Raw genomic sequence first — 19,907 nt, forward strand, 5'->3', positions numbered from 1 at the left:
TTACTTGACCTTGGGGTCCAGTTCGCCGGACGCGTAACGCTCGAACATGCGCTCAAGGTTGATCGGCTTGATCTTGCTGGCGTTGCCAGCAGTGCCGAAGGCCTCGTAGCGGGCAACACACACGTCGGTCATGGCCTTCATGGTTTCCTTGAGGAATTTGCGCGGATCAAACTCGGCCGGGTTCTCGGCAAGGAAACGACGAACGGCGCCGGTGCTGGCCAGGCGCAGGTCGGTGTCGATGTTGACCTTGCGCACGCCGTGCTTGATGCCTTCCACGATTTCTTCCACCGGTACGCCGTAGGTTTCCGGGATTTCACCACCGTATTCGTTGATGATCTTGAGCCACTCCTGGGGTACGGAGCTCGAGCCGTGCATCACCAGGTGGGTGTCCGGGATGCGGGCGTGGATGGCCTTGATCTGGTCGATGGCCAGGATGTCGCCGGTGGGCGGACGGGTGAACTTGTAGGCCCCGTGGCTGGTGCCGATAGCGATGGCCAGGGCGTCCACGTGGGTTTTCTTGACGAAGTCGGCCGCTTCTTCCGGGTCGGTCAGCATCTGGCTGTGGTCGAGGGTGCCCTCGGCGCCGATACCGTCTTCTTCACCGGCCTGGCCGGTTTCCAGGGAACCCAGGCAGCCCAGCTCGCCTTCCACGGACACGCCGCAGGCGTGGGCCATTTCGACGGTGCGGCGGGTCACGTCGACGTTGTATTCGTAGTCGGTGGGGGTTTTGCCATCCTCACCGAGGGAGCCGTCCATCATCACGGAGCTGAAGCCCAGCTGGATGGAGCGCTGGCACACGGAGGGGCTGGTGCCGTGGTCCTGGTGCATGACCACCGGGATGTGCGGGAACTCTTCGATGGCCGCCAGGATCAGATGACGCAGGAAGGGCGCGCCGGCGTATTTGCGGGCACCGGCGGAGGCCTGGACAATTACCGGGGAGTCGGTTTTGTCGGCGGCTTCCATGATGGCGCGCATCTGTTCCAGGTTGTTCACGTTAAAGGCGGGCACACCGTAACCATGCTCGGCGGCGTGGTCCAGAAGTTGCCGCATCGAAATCAGGGCCATGGGTTGTCTCCTTCGTTGGGCTTTGGGTCGTTGGATTCTGTTCGTTATCTGCTTGGGAGTCTGCTGCGGCAGGTGGGGGATCCATTCCCGGGACACGCTGTGAATACATCCGTGTACGCTTGACTGCAGCATCCTTGCTGCAGACAGTCCCGGGAATGGATCCCCCACCTGCCTTGCGATTCTGGCCTGGGGCTTATCGCCCGGCTTGGTCCGAATCGCTTTTGTTATTACTCTCCGCGTTCTTCCAGTACGGCTACCGCAGGCAGGGTCTTGCCTTCCACGAATTCCAGGAAGGCGCCGCCGCCGGTGGAGATGTAGGAGATTTTGTCAGCAACGTTGTACTTGTCAACGGCCGCCACCGTGTCGCCGCCGCCGGCCAGGGAGAAGGCGTCGCTTTCGGCGATGGCTTGGGCCAGGGCCTTGGTGCCGTTGCCGAACTGGTCGAATTCGAAGACACCCACCGGGCCGTTCCAGAGTATGGTTTTGGCGTTCTTCAGCAACTGGGCGAATTCGCCAGCCGTTTCCGGGCCCACGTCGAGGATCATGTCGTCGGCGGTTACGTCGGAGATGTTCTTGACGGTGGCGGTGGCGGTTTCGGCGAATTCGCTGGCGACCACCACGTCCACCGGCAGCGGGATTTCCACGCGGCTGGCAATGTTTTTGGCAGTGTCGACCAGGTCGTGTTCGCACAGGGATTTGCCCACCGGGTGGCCCGCAGCGGCCAGGAAGGTGTTGGCGATGCCGCCGCCGACGATAATCTGGTCGCAGACTTTTTCCAGGGCGTTCAGCACATCCAGTTTGGTGGAAACCTTGGAACCGCCGACGATGGCTACAACGGGCTTGGCCGGGTTGTCCAGGGCCTTGCCCAGGGCTTCGAGTTCTGCTGCCAGCAGCGGGCCGGCGCAGGCTTCGGGGGCGTATTTGGCCACGCCGTGGGTGGAGGCCTGGGCGCGGTGGGCGGTGCCGAAGGCGTCCATCACGTAGACGTCACACAGGGCCGCGTACTTCCTGGACAGGGTTTCGTCGTCTTTCTTCTCGCCCTTGTTGAAGCGGACGTTCTCGAACAGCACCACTTCGCCGTCGGCCACGTCAACGCCGTCGAGGTAATCCTTGATCAGCCGCACTTCCTGGCCGAGCACTTTGGTCAGGTGGTCGGCGACCGGCTTCATGGAGGACGCTTCGTCGTACACGCCTTCTTCCGGGCGGCCCAGGTGAGACATCAGCATCACTTTGGCGCCGGCGTCTTTGGCAGCCTTGATGGTGGGCAGGGAGGCGCGGATGCGGGCGTCGCTGGAGACTTTGCCGTCCTTGACCGGTACGTTCAGGTCTTCACGGATCAGCACTCGCTTGCCGGCGAGGTTGAGGTCGGTCATTTTCTTGATGGCCATGTTGTTCGTCCCTTCAACAAAATTTCAGATTAAGAATGTTTGGTTAACCAGCTTTTGCTGACATCGAGCATCCGGTTCGCGAACCCCCACTCATTATCGAACCAGCACAGCACTTTCACCATGGTGCCCCCCGTAACCCGGGTCTGGCCGCCGTCCACCACGCCGGAGTGGGCGTCGTGGTTGAAATCGGAACTGGCCAGCAGTTCGTCGGTGTAGCCGAGAATGCTCTTCAACGGGCCGTTGGCGGCCTCTTTTAACAGGTTGTTTACCGCTGCCACGTCGGTGTTCTTGCGCACGTTCACCACCATGTCGATGGCGGAGACGTTCATGGTCGGCACACGCATGGCCACCGAACTGAACTTGCCTTCCATCTCCGGCAGCAGGCGTTCGATGCCTTTGGCCAGGCCGGTGTCCACCGGCACGATGTTGTGCAGGGCGCTGCGGGTGCGGCGCAGGTCCTGGTGGTGGTAGGCGTCGATCACCGGCTGGTCGTTCATGGCGGCGTGGATGGTGGTTGTGGTGCCCTGCTCCACGCCGAGGGCATCATTCAATACCTTGATCACCGGCACCAGGCAGTTGGTGGTGCAGGAGGCAGCCGCCACGATCACGTCGTCTTTCGTGAGATCCTGGTGGTTGATGCCGTACACCACGGTGCGGTCGACATCGGATTCCGCCGGCTGGGAGAACAGCAGGCGTTTGGCACCAGCGTCGATGTGCTTCTGGGCGGTTGCCCGGTCCGAGAAGGCGCCAGAGCATTCCAGCACCAGATCCACACCCAGCAGCCCCCAGGGCAGTTCCGCCGGGTCGGCGTGGCGAAGTACCCGGATGGCGTCGCCGTTGACCATCAGGTCCTGGTCCGAGACCGAGATTTCCCCCTGGAACCGACCGTGGGTAGAGTCGTAGCGGGTCAGGTGGGCGATGGTGTCGATGTCCGACAGCTCATTGATCGCGACCACCTGCAGGCGGTCGCGAAAGCCGTTTTCATAGAGCGCACGCAACACGCACTGGCCGATGCGGCCGTACCCGTTGATGGCGATACGAAAAGGCGCAGAGTCTGTCATCAGGCGTCCAGCAATTCAGCGGCCACTTCCAGCACGTTGTCGACGGTGAAGCCGAACTCCTGGAACAGCTCACCGGCGGGTGCGGACTCGCCAAAGGTGGTCATGCCGATGATGCGACCGTCCAGGCCCACGTACTTGTACCAGTAGTCGGCAATGCCGGCTTCGATGGCCACGCGGTTGGTCACGTCCAGCGGCAGCACCTGCTGCTTGTACTCGGCGCTCTGGGCGTCGAACACGTCGGTGGACGGCATGGACACCACGCGCACTTTCCGACCCTGCTCGCGCAGCTTGGCGGCGGCGTCCTGGGCCAGACCCACTTCCGAGCCGGTAGCGATGAGGATCAGCTCCGGGGTGCCTTCGCTGTCGGAGAGGATGTAGGCGCCCTTGGCCACGTCGGCGAGTTGCTGGGCGTCACGATCCTGGGCCGGCAGGCCCTGACGGGAGAAGACCATAGCCGTGGGGCCGTCCTTGCGCTCCAGGGCGGCTTTCCACGCCACTGCGGACTCAACGGTGTCGGCCGGGCGCCAGGTGCTCATGTTCGGGGTGGTACGCAGGCTCGCCAGCTGTTCGATGGGCTGGTGGGTGGGGCCGTCTTCACCGAGGCCGATGGAATCGTGGGTGAATACGAAGATGGAGCGCTGTTTCATGAGCGCCGCCATGCGCACCGCGTTACGGCAGTATTCCATGAAGATCAGGAAAGTGGCGCCATAGGGTATAAACCCACCGTGCAGGGCGATACCGTTCATGATCGCGGCCATGCCGAACTCGCGCACGCCGTAATAGATGTAGTTGCCGCTGGCGTCCTCTTTGGTCAGCCCCTTGGAGCCGCCCCAGATGGTCAGGTTGGAACCGGCCAGGTCGGCAGAGCCACCCATCAGTTCCGGCAGCAGCGGGCCATAAGCGTTCAGGGTGTTCTGGGACGCTTTCCGGGAAGCCACGGTTTCGGCCTTGTCCTGGCACTCCTGAATGTACGCCTGTGCCTTCTCGGCGAAATCGGCGGGCAGGTCGCCGGCCATGCGGCGCTTGAACTCGGCCGCCAGCTCCGGCTCGGCCTTCTCGTAGGCAGCAAACTTCTGCTCCCACTCGGACTGGGCGGCAGCGCCTTTCTCACGGGCGTTCCAGGCACTGGCGATGTCTGCCGGAATCTCGAACGGGCCATGCTGCCAGCCCAGCTGCTCGCGGGTCAGCTCGATCTCGTCGTCGCCCAGGGGCGCGCCATGGCAGCTTTCCTTGCCCTGCTTGTTCGGAGAACCGAAACCGATGATGGTCTTGCAGCAGATCAGGGTGGGCTGCTCGGTGTTGGCCCGGCCGGCTTCAATCGCGGCGCGAATGGCGTCGGGATCGTGGCCATCGACCGCCGGGATCACCTGCCAGCCGTAGGCTTCGAAACGCTGGGGGGTATTGTCGGTGAACCAGCCGTCCACTTCCCCGTCGATGGAAATGCCGTTGTCATCGTAGAAGAAGATCAGCTTGCCCAGGCCCAGGGTGCCGGCCAGGGACGCCACTTCGTGGGAGATGCCTTCCATCAGGCAGCCGTCGCCCAGGAACGCGTAGGTGTAGTGATCGACAATTTCATGGCCCGGGCGGTTGAACTGCGCCGCCAGGGATTTCTCGGCAATGGCGAAACCCACGGCGTTGGCAATGCCCTGCCCCAGGGGACCGGTGGTGGTCTCGACACCCGGGGTGTAGCCGTACTCGGGGTGGCCCGGGGTCTTGGAGTGCAGCTGCCGGAAGTTCTTGATGTCCTCGATGGAAACGTCGTAACCGCTCAGGTGCAGCAGCGAGTACTGCAGCATGGAGCCGTGACCGTTGGACAGCACGAAGCGGTCCCGGTTGGCCCACTGAGGGTTGGCCGGGTTGTGGTTCAGATAATCGTTCCACAGTACCTCGGCGATATCCGCCATACCCATGGGCGCACCCGGGTGGCCGGACTTGGCTTTCTGAACCGCATCCATGCTCAGCGCGCGAATGGCGTTGGCGAGATCTTTACGAGACGGCATTGACGTTTCTCCAGTGTTTTCGGGGAAAAATAGGGCTGTTCAAAAAAGAGGCGCGTATTTTCGCCGATTACTGTGTGCCGGGGCAAATCGGCATTCGCCTGTTTCACGATTGTTTGCCTGCGGATTGCCGAAACGATCCGGACGGGACAAAATTTAACTCTATATCAAAATTTTTTGATATTGCTATTGATTGACCACCGGAAGCCCCCTAAACTTTGTCGCCATGACATCCATGAACGCGCATGCCGACACCCTGTCCTCCGTGGACGCCCTGGCCCCGATCTTCAAAGCGAGCGGCGATCCGCTGCGCCTGGAGATCCTGCGCGTTCTGCGCCGGGATACCTTCGGCGTACTCGAACTCAGCCAACTGTTCGACATGCGCCAGTCCGGCATGAGCCACCACCTGAAGGTGATGAACAAGGCCGGCTTATTGGAGCCGCAGCGGGAAGGCAACGCTATCTTTTACCGTCGCCCGCTGCACCTGGACAGCGACAAGCCCACGGACCAGACCATCCGGCAGATTTTCGAAGCGGTCGACCGGGTGCCGCTGCCCACGCACCTGCAGGAGAAGATCGAGGCCATCCGCAACCAGCGGGCCGATCAGTCCCAGGCGTTCTTCGCCAGGCATGCGGAGCAGTTCCGGGAACAGCAGGAGCTGATTGCCGCATTCGAGCTGTACGCCGACCCGGTGGCGGAGCTGATCCGCAAGCGGTCACGCAAGCACCAGTGGCAGACCGCCCTGGAAATCGGGCCCGGCGAAGGCGGCTTCCTGCCAGTGCTGGCCGAGCTGTGCGGCCACGTGGTTGCGCTGGACAACAGCCGGGACATGCTGGCCAAGGCCACCCGGACCTGCATTGACGAGCGGCTGAACAACATCGACCTGATTGAAGGGGTCACCGACACCCTGCTGGCCCGGGGCGATGCCTTTGATCTGGTGGTGGCCAACATGGTGCTGCACCACGTGCCCAGCCCGGCGGATATCTTTCTGGACGCGGCGGCGCTGATGAACAACGGCGGTTGCCTGGTGATCAGCGATCTGTGCAGCCATGACCAGGACTGGGCCAAGGCCAACTGCGGTGATCTGTGGCTGGGTTTCGAGCCGGAAGAACTCACCGCCTGGGCGGACGACGCCGGGCTGGTGGCCGGCGAGCAGCTGTTTATCGGGCTGCGTAACGGTTTCCAGATCCAGGTGCGGGAGTTCTGGAAACACAGTGGCCAGGTCTGACGACCGGGATCGCAATATCAACAAATTTTGATATACAGATACGTATTTTTACGTATGCTCACATTCACGAACAAACCGGTAAGCGGAACGCACTTTAAAAAGAGCGGCTACCGGACTGAATTTGAAACGCCCAAACTGAATTTGAAACGCTCAAAGAGGAGCTTGATCTATGTCTGACTACAGCATCTTCACTTCCGAATCGGTCTCTGAAGGCCACCCGGACAAACTGGCGGACCAGATCTCCGATGCCGTCCTCGACGCCATCCTGGTCGACGACCCCCATGCCCGGGTTGCCTGCGAAACCATGGTAAAGACCGGCGTTGCCATCGTTGGCGGTGAAATCACCACCAGCGCCTGGGTCGATCTGGAAGATCTGGTGCGCGGCGTGATCAAGGACATCGGCTACACCTCCTCTACCGTTGGCTACGACGGCGACACCTGCGGCGTGATCAACATCATCGGCAAGCAGTCTGTCGACATTGCCCAGGGCGTGGATCGCCAGAAGCCGGAAGACCAGGGCGCGGGCGACCAGGGCCTGATGTTCGGCTACGCCAGCAACGAAACCGACGTGCTGATGCCAGCCCCGATCACCTTCTCGCACCGCCTGGTGCAGCGCCAGGCTGAAGCCCGCAAGAGCGGCCTGCTGCCGTGGCTGCGCCCGGACGCCAAGAGCCAGGTCACCTGCCGCTACGAGAACGGCCGGGTTTCCGGCATTGATGCGGTCGTGCTGTCCACCCAGCACGACGAAGACGTGACCCAGGACGACCTGAAAGAAGCGGTGATGGAGCTGATCGTCAAGCACGCTCTGCCCGCGGAACTGCTGCACAAGGACACCCAGTTCCACATCAACCCGACCGGCAAGTTCGTGATCGGCGGCCCGGTGGGCGACTGTGGCCTGACCGGCCGCAAGATCATCGTAGACACCTACGGCGGCATGGCCCGCCACGGCGGCGGTGCTTTCTCCGGCAAGGATCCGTCCAAGGTGGACCGTTCCGCCGCCTACGCCGGCCGCTACGTGGCCAAGAACATTGTCGCTGCCGGCCTGGCCGACAAGTGCGAGATCCAGGTGTCCTACGCCATCGGTGTGGCCCAGCCCACGTCGATCTCTCTGAACACCTTCGGCACCGGCAAGATCAGCGACGACAAGATCATCCAGCTGGTGCGCGAACACTTTGACCTGCGTCCGTACGCGATCACCAACATGCTCGACCTGCTGCACCCGATGTACCGGGCCACGGCAGCCTACGGTCACTTTGGACGTGAGCCCTACGAAATGACCGTTGGTGGCCGGACGTTTACCGCATTCCCGTGGGAAAAAACCGACCGGGCGGCGGCTCTCAAGGATGCCGCTGGTATCTGAACCTATTTCGGGCGTATGTCATCAGACATGCGCCCAGACCAAACTGACTGACAGGAGAACACCATGAGCACTCCGGCAGAAAAACTGAAAAGCTTCGACGATTACAAAGTCCGTGATATTTCCCTGGCCGGCTGGGGCCGGAAGGAAATCAACATCGCCGAGGGCGAAATGCCCGCGCTGATGAAGCTCCGGGAGAAATACAAGGCAGAGCAGCCGCTGAAAGGCGCGAACATCATGGGCTGCATCCACATGACCATCCAGACCGCCGTGCTGATCGAGACCCTGGTGGAACTGGGCGCCAACGTGCGCTGGTCGTCCTGCAACATCTTCTCCACCCAGGACCAGGCCGCAGCCGCCATCGCCGCCCAGGGCATCCCCGTGTTTGCCTGGAAAGGCGAGACCGACGACGAGTACGACTGGTGCCTCGAGCGCACCGTGGGTGCCGATGTGGAAGGCTGGGAGCCGAACATGATTCTGGACGACGGCGGCGACCTGACCGCCCTGCTCCACGAGAAGTACCCGGAAATCCTGGCCAAGTGCCACGGGGTGACCGAAGAGACCACCACCGGCGTGCACCGCCTGCAGGAAATGCTGCGCGAGGGCACTCTGAAGGTACCGGCCATCAACGTGAATGACGCCGTGACCAAATCCAAGAACGACAACAAGTACGGTTGTCGTCACAGCCTGAACGACGCCATCAAGCGCGCCACCGACCACCTGATGTCCGGCAAGAAGGCCCTTGTGATCGGCTATGGCGACGTGGGCAAGGGGTCCGCTGCGTCCCTGCGTCAGGAAGGCATGATCGTAAAGGTTACCGAGGCCGATCCGATCTGTGCCATGCAGGCGTGCATGGACGGTTTCGAAGTGGTGTCTCCGTACATTGACGGCGTGAACACCGGTACCGAAGCCGGCATCAACCGCGACCTGCTGCAGAACACCGATCTGCTGGTGACCACCACCGGCAACATGAACGTGTGTGACGCGCACATGCTCAAGGCGCTCAAGAGCGGTGCCGTGGTATGCAACATCGGCCACTTCGACAACGAGATCGATACCGCCTACATGCGCAAGAACTGGGAATGGGACGAGGTGAAGCCTCAGGTGCACATTGTCTACCGCGACAAGACCACCAACGACCACCTGATCCTGCTGTCCGAAGGCCGCCTGGTGAACCTGGGCAATGCCACGGGTCACCCGTCCCGCATCATGGACGGCTCTTTCGCCAACCAGGTGCTGGCCCAGATGTACCTGTTCGAGCGCAAGTTCGCCGACCTGCCGGAAGACGCCCGGGAGAAGGGCGTATACGTCCAGGTTCTGCCCAAGCAGCTCGACGAGGAAGTGGCCCGCGCCATGGTGGAAGGCTTTGGTGGCGTGATCACCAAGATGACCCCGGAGCAGGCCAAATACATCGGTGTACCGGTCGAAGGCCCGTACAAGCCGGAAAGCTACAAGTACTGATCGGGTAACAAGATGCAATCCCAGACACAGTTTAAGCGCCGCTTCAGCTTCGAGTTTTTCCCGCCCAAAACCGACCAGGGCAAGGAAAAACTGCAGAACGTGCGCAGCCAGCTTGCCGAGGTGAACCCGGACTTTTTCTCGGTCACCTTCGGCGCCGGCGGTTCCACCCGGGACCGCACCATTGAAACCGTGCTGAACCTGCACAAGCAGGGCATTTCCACGGCCCCGCACCTGTCGTGCGTGGGCGGCACCCGCCAGGAAATCGGCGAGCTGCTGGACCTGTACCGGGAGCATGGCATCAACCGGATCGTCGCCCTCCGGGGCGACATGCCCTCCGGCATGGGGGCGGCCGGCGAACTGCGTTATGCCAATGAGCTGGTGGAATTCATCCGGGAGCACAGCGGAGACACCTTCAATCTGGAAGTGGCCGCCTACCCGGAATTCCACCCCCAGGCCCGCAACGCCGAGGAAGACCTGAAGAACTTTGCCCGCAAGGTACAGGCCGGCGCCAACAGCGCCATTACCCAGTACTTTTTCAACGCGGACAGCTACTTCTACTTCATCGACCGGCTGGAGAAAATGGGCGTGACCATTCCTGTGGTGCCGGGCATCATGCCCATCGTCAATTTCTCAAGCCTGGTGCGCTTCTCGGACATGTGCGGCGCGGAAATCCCACGCTGGATTCGCAAGCAGCTTGAAGCCTACGGCGACGACGCCGATTCCATCCGCAAGTTCGGAGAGGAAGTGGTCACCAATATGTGCGAAAAACTGCTCAAGGCCGGTGCCCCGGGTCTGCATTTCTACACCCTGAACCAGGCCGAGCCCAGTCTTAGCATCTGGAAGAACCTTGGTATCAGCGACCGGGAAAAGATCGCTTTCTGATGCAGTTTGCTGGTGTCGGATTACGGCCCGCTGGGCCTAATCCGACCTACCTTTCCCGCAAATTTAAGCCACTCACCGTAGGTTGGATTAGGTCCAAAGGCCCGTAATCCAACAGGCCCCCGCCGCCTTCACCTCCCCGCCAAGCATTTGATTTCCTGTGCTCATCTGCGTAATAGTCTAAAGTGTATGTGATGCAGTTCCATCAACGCTCCCCGTCCATCGCAGTCAACAGCAGTGGTGGATTCGGCTTGCCTTACCGGGCAAACGGAGCCTCATAAGAAAGAAAAGGAGAATGTATGAGCACGAAATGGCTGAAGACCCTAAGCGCCAGCCTGGCACTCACCGTTGCCGCAGGAACCGTTAGCGCAGAGACCCTGCGAGTCGTCACAGACCCGAGTTTCGTTCCGTTCGAGATGATGGACCAGGAAACCGGTGAAATGATCGGCTTCGACATGGAGATCATCCGGGAAGTCGCCGACCGTGCCGGTTTCGAAATTGATCTCAACACCATGGATTTCAACGGCATCATTCCCGCCCTGCAGACGGGCAACGTGGATATTGCCATTGCCGGTATCACCATCACTGACGAGCGTGAAGAGATTGTTGATTTCTCTGACCCGTACTACGACTCCGGCCTGCGGATCCTGGTGCGAGAGGGCAACGAAGACGTCAGCGAGTTCGACGATCTGGAAGGCAAGAAAATCGGCACCAAGATCGGTAGTACCAGCTACGACTACCTGATCAAGAACCTCGATGCCGACGACGGCGTTACCCCGTATCCGGGCAGCTCCGACATGTACATGGCGCTGATGTCACGTGCAGTGGATGCGGTATTCTACGATGCCCCCAACGTCGGTTACTTTGCCCGCACCAAGGGCGAAGGCAAGGTAAAGACCGTGGGCCCGCTGTATGAAGGCCAGCAGTATGGCATTGCCCTCAAGAGCGGCAGCGAATGGCTGGACGATGTGAACGCCGCCCTGGCCGCCATGAAGGAAGACGGTACCTACAAAACCATCTACGAGAAGTGGTTCGGCCCGATGCCGGACGACATGTAACGGCTGATGGACCTATTCGGTCCGATTCCTGTGCCGGGGCCCGAGCGCCCCGGCAGTTCCTGACTCCAAACACTCTTCGGAGACTCTCACCGTGGAATTCCAGTTTCAGTTCGACTGGCAGGCAGCCATCGATTCCATTCCGTTTCTGCTCAAGGGTATTCCCTATACCCTGCTGATATCCTTTGGCGGCCTGCTGATCGGGTTTGTACTCGGCATCATCTTCGGGCTGCTCAGTATCAACAAGAAATGGTTCCTGCGCTGGCCGGCCACCGCCTATATCGAAATTTTCCGGGGCACCCCCATCCTGGTTCAGGTGCTGTTTATTTTCTACGGCCTGCCGGATCTGATCGGAGGACCGATTGATCCACTCACCGCCGGCATCGCGGCCATCGCGCTGAACTCCGGCGCCTACATTTCCGAGGTGGTTCGCGGTGGCGTGCAGTCCATCGACAAGGGCCAGACCGAGGCCGGCCTTTCCCTGGGCCTGTCCCGCACCCAGACCTTCTGGTCGGTGGTATGGCCCCAGGCGTTCCGCCGGATGATTCCGCCGCTGGGCAACCAGGCCATCGTCAGTATCAAGGACACCTCCCTGTTCTCGGTCATTGGTGTCGGCGAGCTGGTGCGCCAGGGCCAGATCTACATCGCCAACACCTTCACCGCGTTTGAGGTGTATTTCGTGGTCGCGATCCTCTACCTGGCCATTACCCTGTCGCTGTCCCTGATACTCCGCATCGTCGAGCGGCGCGGCCTGGCCTCTGTCTGAAGGAACCGAAACCATGACTCAGATTGTAAAAATGAAGGGCATGAACAAGTACTTCGGCAAGCTGCATGTCCTGAAAGATATTGACCTGACCGTCGAAAAGGGCGAAGTGGTGGTCATCATCGGTGCCAGTGGCTCCGGCAAATCCACCCTGATCCGCTGCGTTAACGGCCTGGAGGAGTTCGAATCCGGGCACCTGGAAGTGGATGGCCACCCGCTGGCGCCAAAAAGCGGCAATCCGAAAGCCCTGGCGGAAATCCGCAAGGAAGTCGGCATGGTGTTCCAGCAGTTCAACCTGTTCCCTCACCTCACGGTGAAGAAGAACATCATGCTGGCGCCCCAGAAGGTGAAGAGCACCTCGCAAACCGTGGCCAATGCTACCGCCGAGCGCCTGCTGAACCGGGTGGGCATTGGCAATCAGGCCGACAAGTACCCCAGCCAGTTGTCCGGCGGACAGCAACAGCGGGTAGCGATTGCTCGCGCACTGGCCATGGAACCCCGGCTGATGCTGTTTGACGAACCCACCTCGGCACTCGATCCGGAAATGATCGGGGAGGTGCTGGACGTTATGCGGGAACTGGCCAAGGAAGGTATGACCATGATGGTCGTCACCCACGAAATGGGCTTCGCCCGGGAAGTGGCCGACCGGGTGATCTATATCCACGAGGGCCAGATCGTGGAACAGGGCAAGCCCGGCGACGTGTTCGACAACCCGCAGAATGAGCGCACCCAGGCGTTCCTGTCACGGGTGCTCGCTCACTAGCGGCGATTGACGTGACTCAGAGCATCTGGCGGGTGGCCTCGTATTCACGCTCAATCTTGGCGTGAGAGTCATCCGCCAGAAACCGGGCAATCTTCTTGCCCAGCAGAGGCACATCGCAACGCACATTCAGAGTCACCCGATTGGTACAGGTCTCGCCCTGTTCCCGCAGCTGCATCATGCCCTGGATCTTCGCGGGCACGCCCTCGATGCGCACCCGGAACTCGCAGTGCCATTCGCCATCACTCTTGCGAAACCAGTGCTCTTCCTGCCGAACCGGGTTCCACTCACGGTGGAAACTGGCTAACACGCCTGGAACCGCCAGGGAGCTGGTCACTTCCCGCTCAATTACCAGCTTGCCTGAGGATTCATCCCGGGCCCGCTCGGCAACGCGCACGTTGCGGGCGCCCAGTCGCGCATTCTTTTCCTGGATGTGCGATTCATCGAAAAATGCGCCAAGCACCCGGTCCAGCCGGGCGTTGTAGGGGTGTTCAAACTCCAGTTCCATCAGCGACTCCTCGTTGTTTTCAGGGAATTCTGCGATGGCCCGCGCCCGGCAACATTGGCCGCCCGGTCGCACCCGGTTGGCACGGTGGCCAGCAGGTGCTGTTAACTGTAATATCCGCACAGGTTAACCGCCGATTTTCCAGAACCGACCGTCTGACGGAGATTAAACATGCGCAATGCCGACCTGGTGGCCCGTGGCCTCAAATCCGTGTGGCACCCCTGCACCCAGATGAAAGACCACGAGAAGACCCTGCCCCTGGTGCCGATCAAACGGGGCGAGGGCGTCTGGCTGGAGGATTTCGAGGGCAACCGGTTTATCGACGCGGTCAGTTCGTGGTGGGTGAATCTCTTTGGCCACGCCAACCCGCGAATCAACGCCGCCATCCAGAAGCAGATCGGGGAACTGGAACACGTCATTCTGGCGGGCTTCACCCACGAACCGGTGGTTAACCTGTCAGAGCGCCTCATAGAGGTAACGCCAGACGGCCTCAACAAATGCTTCTATGCCGATAACGGCTCCTCGGCCATCGAGGCGGCCCTGAAAATGAGCTTCCATTACTGGAAGAACCAGGGCAAGCCCGGCAAGAAGAACTTCGTGAACCTGAGCAACAGCTACCACGGTGAAACCCTGGGCGCTCTCGCCCTGGGGGACGTCGCCCTGTACAAGGACACCTATCAGCCGCTACTGATGGAGGTGCTCACCGCGCCCTCCCCGGACGCCTTCAACAAGGAACCCGGCGAGACCGACGAGGCCTACGCCCTGCGACAGTTCGAGGCGATGGACAAGCTGCTGGCCGAGAAGCACGACGAGATCTGCGCCGTGGTGGTGGAGCCCCTGATCCAGTGCGCCGGTGGCATGCGCATGCACCACCCGATCTACCACACCAAACTGCGTGAGGCCTGTGACCGCTACGGCGTGCATCTGATCGCCGACGAAATCGCGGTCGGTTTCGGCCGCACCGGCACCCTGTTCGCCTGTGAGCAGTCCGGCATTACCCCGGACTTCATGTGCCTGTCCAAGGGCCTGACCGCCGGCTACCTGCCGCTGTCTGTCGTGCTGACCACCGACCGGGTGTACGAGGCTTTCTACGACGACTACGAAACCCTCAAGGCCTTCCTGCACAGCCACAGTTACACCGGCAATCCGATCGGCTGCGCGGTGGCCCTGGCCACCCTGGACATCTTCCGGGATGACAACGTGATCGAGAGCAACCGGCAGCTCTCCGCCTGCATGGCCGACTCCGTGGCCCACCTGGCCGACCACCCGCACGTGGGTGACATTCGCCAGCACGGCATGACCCTGGCGGTGGAAATGGTGAAAGACAAGGCATCGAAAACCCTGTTCCCCTGGCAGGAACGCCGTGGCATCCGGGTATACCAGCATGCATTGACCCGCCAGGCCTTGCTTCGCCCCCTGGGTAATGTGGTTTACTTCATGCCGCCGTATGTGATCACCGAGGAGCAGATCCGCCATCTCGCCCAGGTGGCCACGGAAGGCATCGAGATCGCGGTCCGGGATTGAGGGCCGCCGGGACATCTGCCATAACCGCTTCGGAAATCCGGCCCATGCGCATACCCCGAATCTACACTGAGACCGCCCTCTCCGAGGGCGCCACCGCCGACCTGGACGACAACGCCGCACAGCATGTCGGCCGGGTGCTGCGCATGCAGCCGGGGCAGGAGCTGCGGCTATTCAATGGCGACGGCAACGACTACCCCGCCACCATCACCGCCGCCAGCAAAAAGAACGTGGCAGTGCAAGTGGGCACCCCCGAGGCCAATGCCACGGAATCCCATCTGGAAATTGTCCTGGGCCAGACCCTCTCCAAGGGCGACCGCATGGATTACGCCGTGCAGAAAGCCGTCGAAATGGGCGTGACACGCATCGTGCCGCTGACCACCGAGCGTTGCGATGTGAAGCTCAAGGGCGACCGCGAAGACAAACGCCTGCGCCACTGGCAATCGGTGGCCGTCAGTGCCGCTGAACAGTGCGGCCGGGCCCGGGTGCCGGACATCCTGCCGGTCATGAGCGTCTCCGAATGGCTGGAACATACCCGTGACTGCGACGTGCGCCTGGTGCTCCACCATCGAACGGAACACGCCCTGAAAGCCATCATCCCACCCCAGCGTCTGGCCCTGATGATCGGCCCCGAAGGCGGATTATCCCCGGACGAAATCACCCAGGCGGAACAGGAGGGCTTTCTTCCCGTCGCCCTCGGCCCCCGCGTCCTGAGAACCGAGACTGCTCCCGTTGCCGCCATGGCCCTGTGCCAGTACCTCTGGGGCGACATCGGCGGTTGACCCGCAACGACCGTACCGCCGTCTCACGCCGGCACCCAAGTCATTGACATAACGGGGGCCCCACAACATCATCCTGTTCAATCAAAACGTGGCAGCAAGCGATTTCAACCGCTCCCTGAAGAAAGCCGACACTGAAGTTTGATCGAGCGGTCGGGGCAGCACTTCGGAAACCGTGCGGAGCCATGGATGGCGGAGCCGAGCGTACACGGACGTATTTACAGCGTGTTTCCGAAGTGCTGCCCCGGCCGCTCAGACACCAGAACATAAAAGAAGCGCGAGTATCAGGATGACAAGCCTGCTAAGTACCCAAGAATTCTGGCAATACCTCAGCATCCCGCTGATTGCCGCCCTGATCGGCTGGACCACCAACTGGCTTGCCATCAAGATGACCTTCTACCCGCTGGAATTCATCGGCAAGCCGCCCCTGCTGGGCTGGCAGGGCATCATCCCCTCCAAGGCCCGGAAAATGGCCGCCATCAGCGTTGATGCCACCATCTCCAAGATCGGTACCGTGCGCGAAATCTTCCAGCAGATCGACCCGAAAGTACTGGCGGCGCACATCGTGCACAACGTCGATCCTCGCATCGAGGAATATGTGGACGAAATGATGCTTAGGGAATACCCCACCTTCTGGGAAAACCTGCCCTCATCTGCCCGCAACATGGTCTACGACCGGGTCCGCAAGTCGACGCCGCAACTGGTGGACAACCTCGTTGAGGACATTTCTGACAACATAGAAGACCTGCTCGACATCAAGGGCATGGTCATCGAACGCCTGGCCAGTGACAAGCAGTTGCTGAACCGGATTTTCATCGAATGCGGTGAAGTGGAGTTCCGATTCATCATCAACTCGGGCCTGTATTTCGGCTTCCTGTTCGGCCTGATCCAGATGGCCGTATGGTATGTGTATCCGAGCTGGTGGGTGCTGCCATTTTTCGGCCTGCTGGTGGGCTGGGCCACCAACTGGATCGCACTGAACGTGATCTTCCGTCCCCTGCACCCGAAAAAGGTCGGTCCGTTCAAGCTCCAGGGCCTGTTCCTCAAGCGCCAGCCAGCAGTGGCCGAATCCTTCTGCCACATTGTGACCCACGAGATCCTCACCGTTGGCAACATCATCAATGCCATTCTCGGGGGCCCCAGGGGCGACCGGGCCCGCAACATGGTGAAGAAGCACATCAAGCCCCTGGTGGACGAGACCGCTGGCATGGGCAAGGCCCTGACTCAGATGGCTTTCGGCCCCACGGGCTTCGCCACATTGAAGAACCAGGTGGGGGAAAAGGCCATCGAGATTTCCCAGACCTCCTTCAACAACCCGATCTTTGAAAGGGATCGGGCCCAGGCGGTGGAATCGATCATGGTAGAACGCATGATTGCGCTCTCTTCTGAAGAGTTCCAGGATCTGCTCCGCCCCTGCTTCCAGGAAGACGAGATCAAACTGATCCTGGTCGGCGCCTTCCTCGGTTTTGCCGCCGGTGTCTGCCAACTGGTCTTCGTCTTCGGGGAGTCCTTCCTCTAATTTTTGACACCGGATTGCCGGGCGGAGCCTGTGCAAGAATGCGTCGTACCTCTATACTCATGAAAACGGAGGTTCACAACTTCGAGCAGGCTTGACCCGGAGGCAACGGATGCCAGGTTTTCTCTCCTGGATTTCAGGATTATTTTCATCACCCCAGCCCGCGCCACCCACACCGGAAGTGCGACTGTTCAACCCCTCTCCACTGAACCCGGAAATCGATGCCCCGGACCGGGCGGCCGACATAACCCGACAACTGGAAGACCACCTTTTCTGCTGGCTGCTGGACTGCGAACCCGCAACTTTTCAGACCGAGCCTGAAGGGCTCGAAGAGGTTCTGTCGGAACTCGGGCGCCGTTTGCACAGCCAGACAATGGAAGAACTGCCGAGACAACCCATGAGCCTGCCCATGCTGATGCGGGCGCTGTCGGATGACTCCACCGATCGCCACCAGCTCACCGACATCATTCTCAAAGACCCATCCCTGACCGACCAGCTTCTGCAAATCGCCAACAGCCCCTATTTCAGGCCAGGCGACCATGTCATCGAGTCTGTGGATCAGGCGGTCTTTATATTGGGCGTGGACGGCATCCGCAACGTCATATCGGCCGCCGTCATGCGCCCGATGATGGCCGCCAGGAACAGCCGGGAAGCGCTTTTTGGCCAACGCTCCTGGCGCTGGGGACTGACCTGTGCTCGGGCGGCGGAGCTGATTGCCAAAATCCAGCATGAAGACACCAGCGCCCACTTCATGGTGGGTCTGCTGCCCTCTCTGGCTTACATTACCGTCCGGCGGGAGCTGCAACGTATCTGCCGCACCAATGCTGGAAATAGAGAACCGGAGCCGGCGCTGATTCGCCACGCCCTGGCGCGATACCAGTGGGCCACCTGTCAGACCATCGCCAATGAGTGGAATCTGCCGCCTAAGTACCACGCCTACCTGCTGGCGGCGGAGCGTCCTGTTCCCCTGTCTCGGCACACCCCACTGACCGACGGCATGGTGATCGGAACCCGTGAGGTACTCAGGCATGCCCACCAGCGGAACCTCGCCGAAGAGGATCTACCCACCGTACTGCGCCTGACACATGAACAGATCAGTAACGTGCGGCGGGCGCTGCAGGTCATGCTGCGGGAGGGCGGCCGGTCAAACGTCCGAAGTTGAGGCGGCTTCTGTTCGAGCCTCGGCATTCTCCTGCCGTTCGGCGCGGTGGCCGCGGAGAAGATCAGCGAAGCTGCGGCTCTCGTCACCGCGTCGGATGCTGACCAGCTCCTCGGGAATCACCCGGGGCAGCCGGTCCACAACCCGGTCCTCATCGTTACGCACTACCCGCAAGACCTCACCCACAGTAATCAGATCCAGCGAGCGTCCCGGGGCAAGTCGATCCCCGTTGCGCCCTGCCAGAATCAGCAGGCCTGAGCGGATCAGCTTGTCGCTGAGGGCCCGGGTCACTTCTCCAGGCACATTGAGAGACTGCTCCAGAGCTTCCTGCTGCGGTGGCGGCCCGCCCTCACTGAACGGCTTGGCAACCAGCCACATCATGGCCAGGGCCACACGCTCCTGCAGCTCCGGCGCCAGTTGCACCTGCTGCCGCTTGGCCACGGAGCCCGGATTCTGCAGGTAAAACGCCAGACTGGCGCCGAGCAGAAGGATCATCCAGTTGAGATAGATCCAGATCAGCAGAATGATGCCGATGGCGAAACTCGAGTAGATGGCCGCGTACTTGGCCGAGCCGGCCACAAAGGAGGCGAACAACATTCCGGCCGCCTGCCAGGACACGCCGGCCACCAAACCACCAATGAAGGCGTAGCGCAACTTTACCCGGGTGTTGGGCATGAACACATACACGAAGGTGAACGCTCCCACCACCAGGAAGAACGGGGTGAAGCGGCTGACCACCAGGATCAGCGAGCCAAAGGGCTCGATTTCCATGAGTGTCTGAACGATGGTCGAGGAAAAGATGGTCGCGCTGACGCCGATGGCCGAGACCATCAAAAGCGGCCCCACCATGATCACGCTCAGATAGTTGCTGAACCGCTGCGCCATGGAACGCATGTCCGGCACCCGCCAGATCATGTTGAACGACCGTTCGATTTTCTGGACCAGGGCAATCACGGTGTACACCAGCAGGGCCAGCCCCACCGACCCCAGCACGCCCACCTTCATGTTGTCCACAAACCCGAGAATCCGCTCCGCCAGCTCCACGCCCTGGGGCCCCAGCGGCTGCAGAAACTGGTAGAGGAAGGGCTCCATCCGCTGGTGCACTCCCAGGGCCTTGAGCACCGAAAAGCTCAGGGCCAGCAGCGGCACAATACTGAGCAAGGTGGTGTAGACCAGGCTCATCGCATGGAGGGTCAACTGCCCGCTGATGACGTCTCGCGCCATGGCATAGGCCGTGCGCCCGACCTTGTAGAGCCAGGTCCACGGCCAGTGCTGGGGCGGGTTGGAGTTGGACAGAATCCAGTTTTCAGCCGCCTGGAGCCTGTCCTTAAATTGGAATGCAGCCACGCATCGTCCTGCCAGTCAGTGTTTTCCTAAGCTTATCAGGCAACTGACAGTAAACAACCCGGACCG

Annotated in this window: 18 protein-coding genes; 12 read left to right on the plus strand and 6 right to left on the minus strand. The window is 61.0% G+C overall.

The features are described 5' to 3' along the window. The 4 genes from fba to tkt all read right to left on the minus strand — a co-directional run bounded on the left by fba (position 1) and on the right by tkt (position 5,514). The gene (gene fba, locus BM344_RS06720; RefSeq protein ID WP_091987489.1) at positions 1-1,065 is read right to left on the minus strand and encodes a class II fructose-bisphosphate aldolase; all 1,065 of its coding nucleotides are present in this window, start codon (positions 1,063-1,065) and stop codon (positions 1-3) included. 227 nt (positions 1,066-1,292) lie between these two features. Next, the gene (locus BM344_RS06725; RefSeq protein WP_091987491.1) at positions 1,293-2,453 is read right to left on the minus strand and encodes a phosphoglycerate kinase; all 1,161 of its coding nucleotides are present in this window, start codon (positions 2,451-2,453) and stop codon (positions 1,293-1,295) included. 29 nt (positions 2,454-2,482) lie between these two features. Further along, the gene (gap, locus tag BM344_RS06730) at positions 2,483-3,514 is read right to left on the minus strand and encodes a type I glyceraldehyde-3-phosphate dehydrogenase (RefSeq protein WP_091987493.1); all 1,032 of its coding nucleotides are present in this window, start codon (positions 3,512-3,514) and stop codon (positions 2,483-2,485) included. Next, positions 3,514-5,514 carry a transketolase gene (gene tkt / locus BM344_RS06735; RefSeq protein WP_091987495.1) on the minus strand — a complete coding sequence of 667 codons (2,001 nt, stop codon included), beginning with the start codon at positions 5,512-5,514 and terminating at the stop codon, positions 3,514-3,516. The genes gap and tkt overlap by 1 nt, the downstream gene beginning before the upstream one ends. Here tkt and BM344_RS17510 point away from each other — a divergent pair. From BM344_RS17510 to BM344_RS06770, 8 genes are all read left to right on the plus strand, one after another. Continuing rightward, positions 5,514-5,708, plus strand: a complete 195-nt coding sequence (locus BM344_RS17510) for a hypothetical protein (protein ID WP_139229633.1) — start codon at positions 5,514-5,516, stop codon at positions 5,706-5,708. The genes tkt and BM344_RS17510 overlap by 1 nt on opposite strands. A 38-nt stretch (positions 5,709-5,746) precedes the next feature. Next, complete coding sequence (locus BM344_RS06740) at positions 5,747-6,739, plus strand: metalloregulator ArsR/SmtB family transcription factor (RefSeq protein ID WP_228143567.1); 993 nt, start codon at positions 5,747-5,749, stop codon at positions 6,737-6,739. Between the two features lie 169 nt (positions 6,740-6,908). Further along, a complete protein-coding gene (gene metK / locus BM344_RS06745; RefSeq protein WP_091987499.1) occupies positions 6,909-8,099 on the plus strand; it encodes a methionine adenosyltransferase in 1,191 nt (396 codons plus the stop codon). A gap of 63 nt (positions 8,100-8,162) precedes the next feature. Beyond that, a complete protein-coding gene (gene ahcY / locus BM344_RS06750) occupies positions 8,163-9,557 on the plus strand; it encodes an adenosylhomocysteinase (protein ID WP_091987501.1) in 1,395 nt (464 codons plus the stop codon). A gap of 12 nt (positions 9,558-9,569) precedes the next feature. Next, complete coding sequence (metF, locus tag BM344_RS06755) at positions 9,570-10,439, plus strand: methylenetetrahydrofolate reductase [NAD(P)H] (RefSeq protein WP_091987504.1); 870 nt, start codon at positions 9,570-9,572, stop codon at positions 10,437-10,439. 296 nt (positions 10,440-10,735) lie between these two features. Beyond that, positions 10,736-11,494, plus strand: a complete 759-nt coding sequence (locus BM344_RS06760; protein WP_091987507.1) for a transporter substrate-binding domain-containing protein — start codon at positions 10,736-10,738, stop codon at positions 11,492-11,494. Between the two features lie 91 nt (positions 11,495-11,585). Further along, the gene (locus BM344_RS06765) at positions 11,586-12,257 is read left to right on the plus strand and encodes an amino acid ABC transporter permease (protein WP_091987509.1); all 672 of its coding nucleotides are present in this window, start codon (positions 11,586-11,588) and stop codon (positions 12,255-12,257) included. A 13-nt stretch (positions 12,258-12,270) separates the two neighbouring features. Further along, entirely contained in the window at positions 12,271-13,017 is a 747-nt protein-coding gene (locus BM344_RS06770) for an amino acid ABC transporter ATP-binding protein (protein WP_091987511.1), read from the plus strand. A 16-nt stretch (positions 13,018-13,033) separates the two neighbouring features. On the opposite strand, the gene BM344_RS06775 is transcribed toward BM344_RS06770, so the two are convergent. Further along, positions 13,034-13,522, minus strand: a complete 489-nt coding sequence (locus BM344_RS06775) for a DUF2505 domain-containing protein (protein ID WP_091987513.1) — start codon at positions 13,520-13,522, stop codon at positions 13,034-13,036. A 168-nt stretch (positions 13,523-13,690) separates the two neighbouring features. Between BM344_RS06775 and BM344_RS06780 the strand changes: the two genes are divergently transcribed. From BM344_RS06780 to BM344_RS06795, 4 genes are all read left to right on the plus strand, one after another. Next, positions 13,691-15,043 (plus strand): adenosylmethionine--8-amino-7-oxononanoate transaminase, encoded by a 1,353-nt coding sequence (locus BM344_RS06780; protein WP_091987515.1) that lies wholly within the window; start codon positions 13,691-13,693, stop codon positions 15,041-15,043. 44 nt (positions 15,044-15,087) lie between these two features. Next, the gene (locus BM344_RS06785) at positions 15,088-15,822 is read left to right on the plus strand and encodes a 16S rRNA (uracil(1498)-N(3))-methyltransferase (RefSeq protein WP_091987517.1); all 735 of its coding nucleotides are present in this window, start codon (positions 15,088-15,090) and stop codon (positions 15,820-15,822) included. Between the two features lie 286 nt (positions 15,823-16,108). Then, positions 16,109-17,338, plus strand: coding sequence for a DUF445 domain-containing protein (locus tag BM344_RS06790; RefSeq protein ID WP_091987519.1), 1,230 nt, complete (start codon positions 16,109-16,111; stop codon positions 17,336-17,338). 109 nt (positions 17,339-17,447) lie between these two features. Then, positions 17,448-18,497: an HDOD domain-containing protein gene (locus BM344_RS06795; protein ID WP_091987521.1), complete on the plus strand. Its 1,050-nt coding sequence runs from the start codon at positions 17,448-17,450 to the stop codon at positions 18,495-18,497. On the opposite strand, the gene BM344_RS06800 is transcribed toward BM344_RS06795, so the two are convergent. Further along, positions 18,480-19,841: a YihY/virulence factor BrkB family protein gene (locus BM344_RS06800; protein WP_091987523.1), complete on the minus strand. Its 1,362-nt coding sequence runs from the start codon at positions 19,839-19,841 to the stop codon at positions 18,480-18,482. The two genes, BM344_RS06795 and BM344_RS06800, sit on opposite strands and share 18 nt — an antisense overlap. Between the last annotated feature and the right edge of the window lie 66 nt (positions 19,842-19,907).

The organism is Marinobacter gudaonensis (genome assembly GCF_900115175.1).
Classification (GTDB): domain Bacteria; phylum Pseudomonadota; class Gammaproteobacteria; order Pseudomonadales; family Oleiphilaceae; genus Marinobacter; species Marinobacter gudaonensis.

What these genes read in the sequence shown, in the direction of transcription:
- fba (WP_091987489.1), bottom strand. Translation starts at nt 1,065, where the DNA reads ATGGCCCTGATTTCGATGCGGCAACTTCTGGACCACGCCGCCGAGCAT.
- BM344_RS06725 (WP_091987491.1), bottom strand. Translation starts at nt 2,453, where the DNA reads ATGGCCATCAAGAAAATGACCGACCTCAACCTCGCCGGCAAGCGAGTG.
- gap (WP_091987493.1), bottom strand. Translation starts at nt 3,514, where the DNA reads ATGACAGACTCTGCGCCTTTTCGTATCGCCATCAACGGGTACGGCCGC.
- tkt (WP_091987495.1), bottom strand. Translation starts at nt 5,514, where the DNA reads ATGCCGTCTCGTAAAGATCTCGCCAACGCCATTCGCGCGCTGAGCATG.
- BM344_RS06740 (WP_228143567.1), top strand. Translation starts at nt 5,747, where the DNA reads ATGAACGCGCATGCCGACACCCTGTCCTCCGTGGACGCCCTGGCCCCG.
- metK (WP_091987499.1), top strand. Translation starts at nt 6,909, where the DNA reads ATGTCTGACTACAGCATCTTCACTTCCGAATCGGTCTCTGAAGGCCAC.
- ahcY (WP_091987501.1), top strand. Translation starts at nt 8,163, where the DNA reads ATGAGCACTCCGGCAGAAAAACTGAAAAGCTTCGACGATTACAAAGTC.
- metF (WP_091987504.1), top strand. Translation starts at nt 9,570, where the DNA reads ATGCAATCCCAGACACAGTTTAAGCGCCGCTTCAGCTTCGAGTTTTTC.
- BM344_RS06760 (WP_091987507.1), top strand. Translation starts at nt 10,736, where the DNA reads ATGAGCACGAAATGGCTGAAGACCCTAAGCGCCAGCCTGGCACTCACC.
- BM344_RS06770 (WP_091987511.1), top strand. Translation starts at nt 12,271, where the DNA reads ATGACTCAGATTGTAAAAATGAAGGGCATGAACAAGTACTTCGGCAAG.
- BM344_RS06775 (WP_091987513.1), bottom strand. Translation starts at nt 13,522, where the DNA reads ATGGAACTGGAGTTTGAACACCCCTACAACGCCCGGCTGGACCGGGTG.
- BM344_RS06780 (WP_091987515.1), top strand. Translation starts at nt 13,691, where the DNA reads ATGCGCAATGCCGACCTGGTGGCCCGTGGCCTCAAATCCGTGTGGCAC.
- BM344_RS06785 (WP_091987517.1), top strand. Translation starts at nt 15,088, where the DNA reads ATGCGCATACCCCGAATCTACACTGAGACCGCCCTCTCCGAGGGCGCC.
- BM344_RS06790 (WP_091987519.1), top strand. Translation starts at nt 16,109, where the DNA reads ATGACAAGCCTGCTAAGTACCCAAGAATTCTGGCAATACCTCAGCATC.
- BM344_RS06795 (WP_091987521.1), top strand. Translation starts at nt 17,448, where the DNA reads ATGCCAGGTTTTCTCTCCTGGATTTCAGGATTATTTTCATCACCCCAG.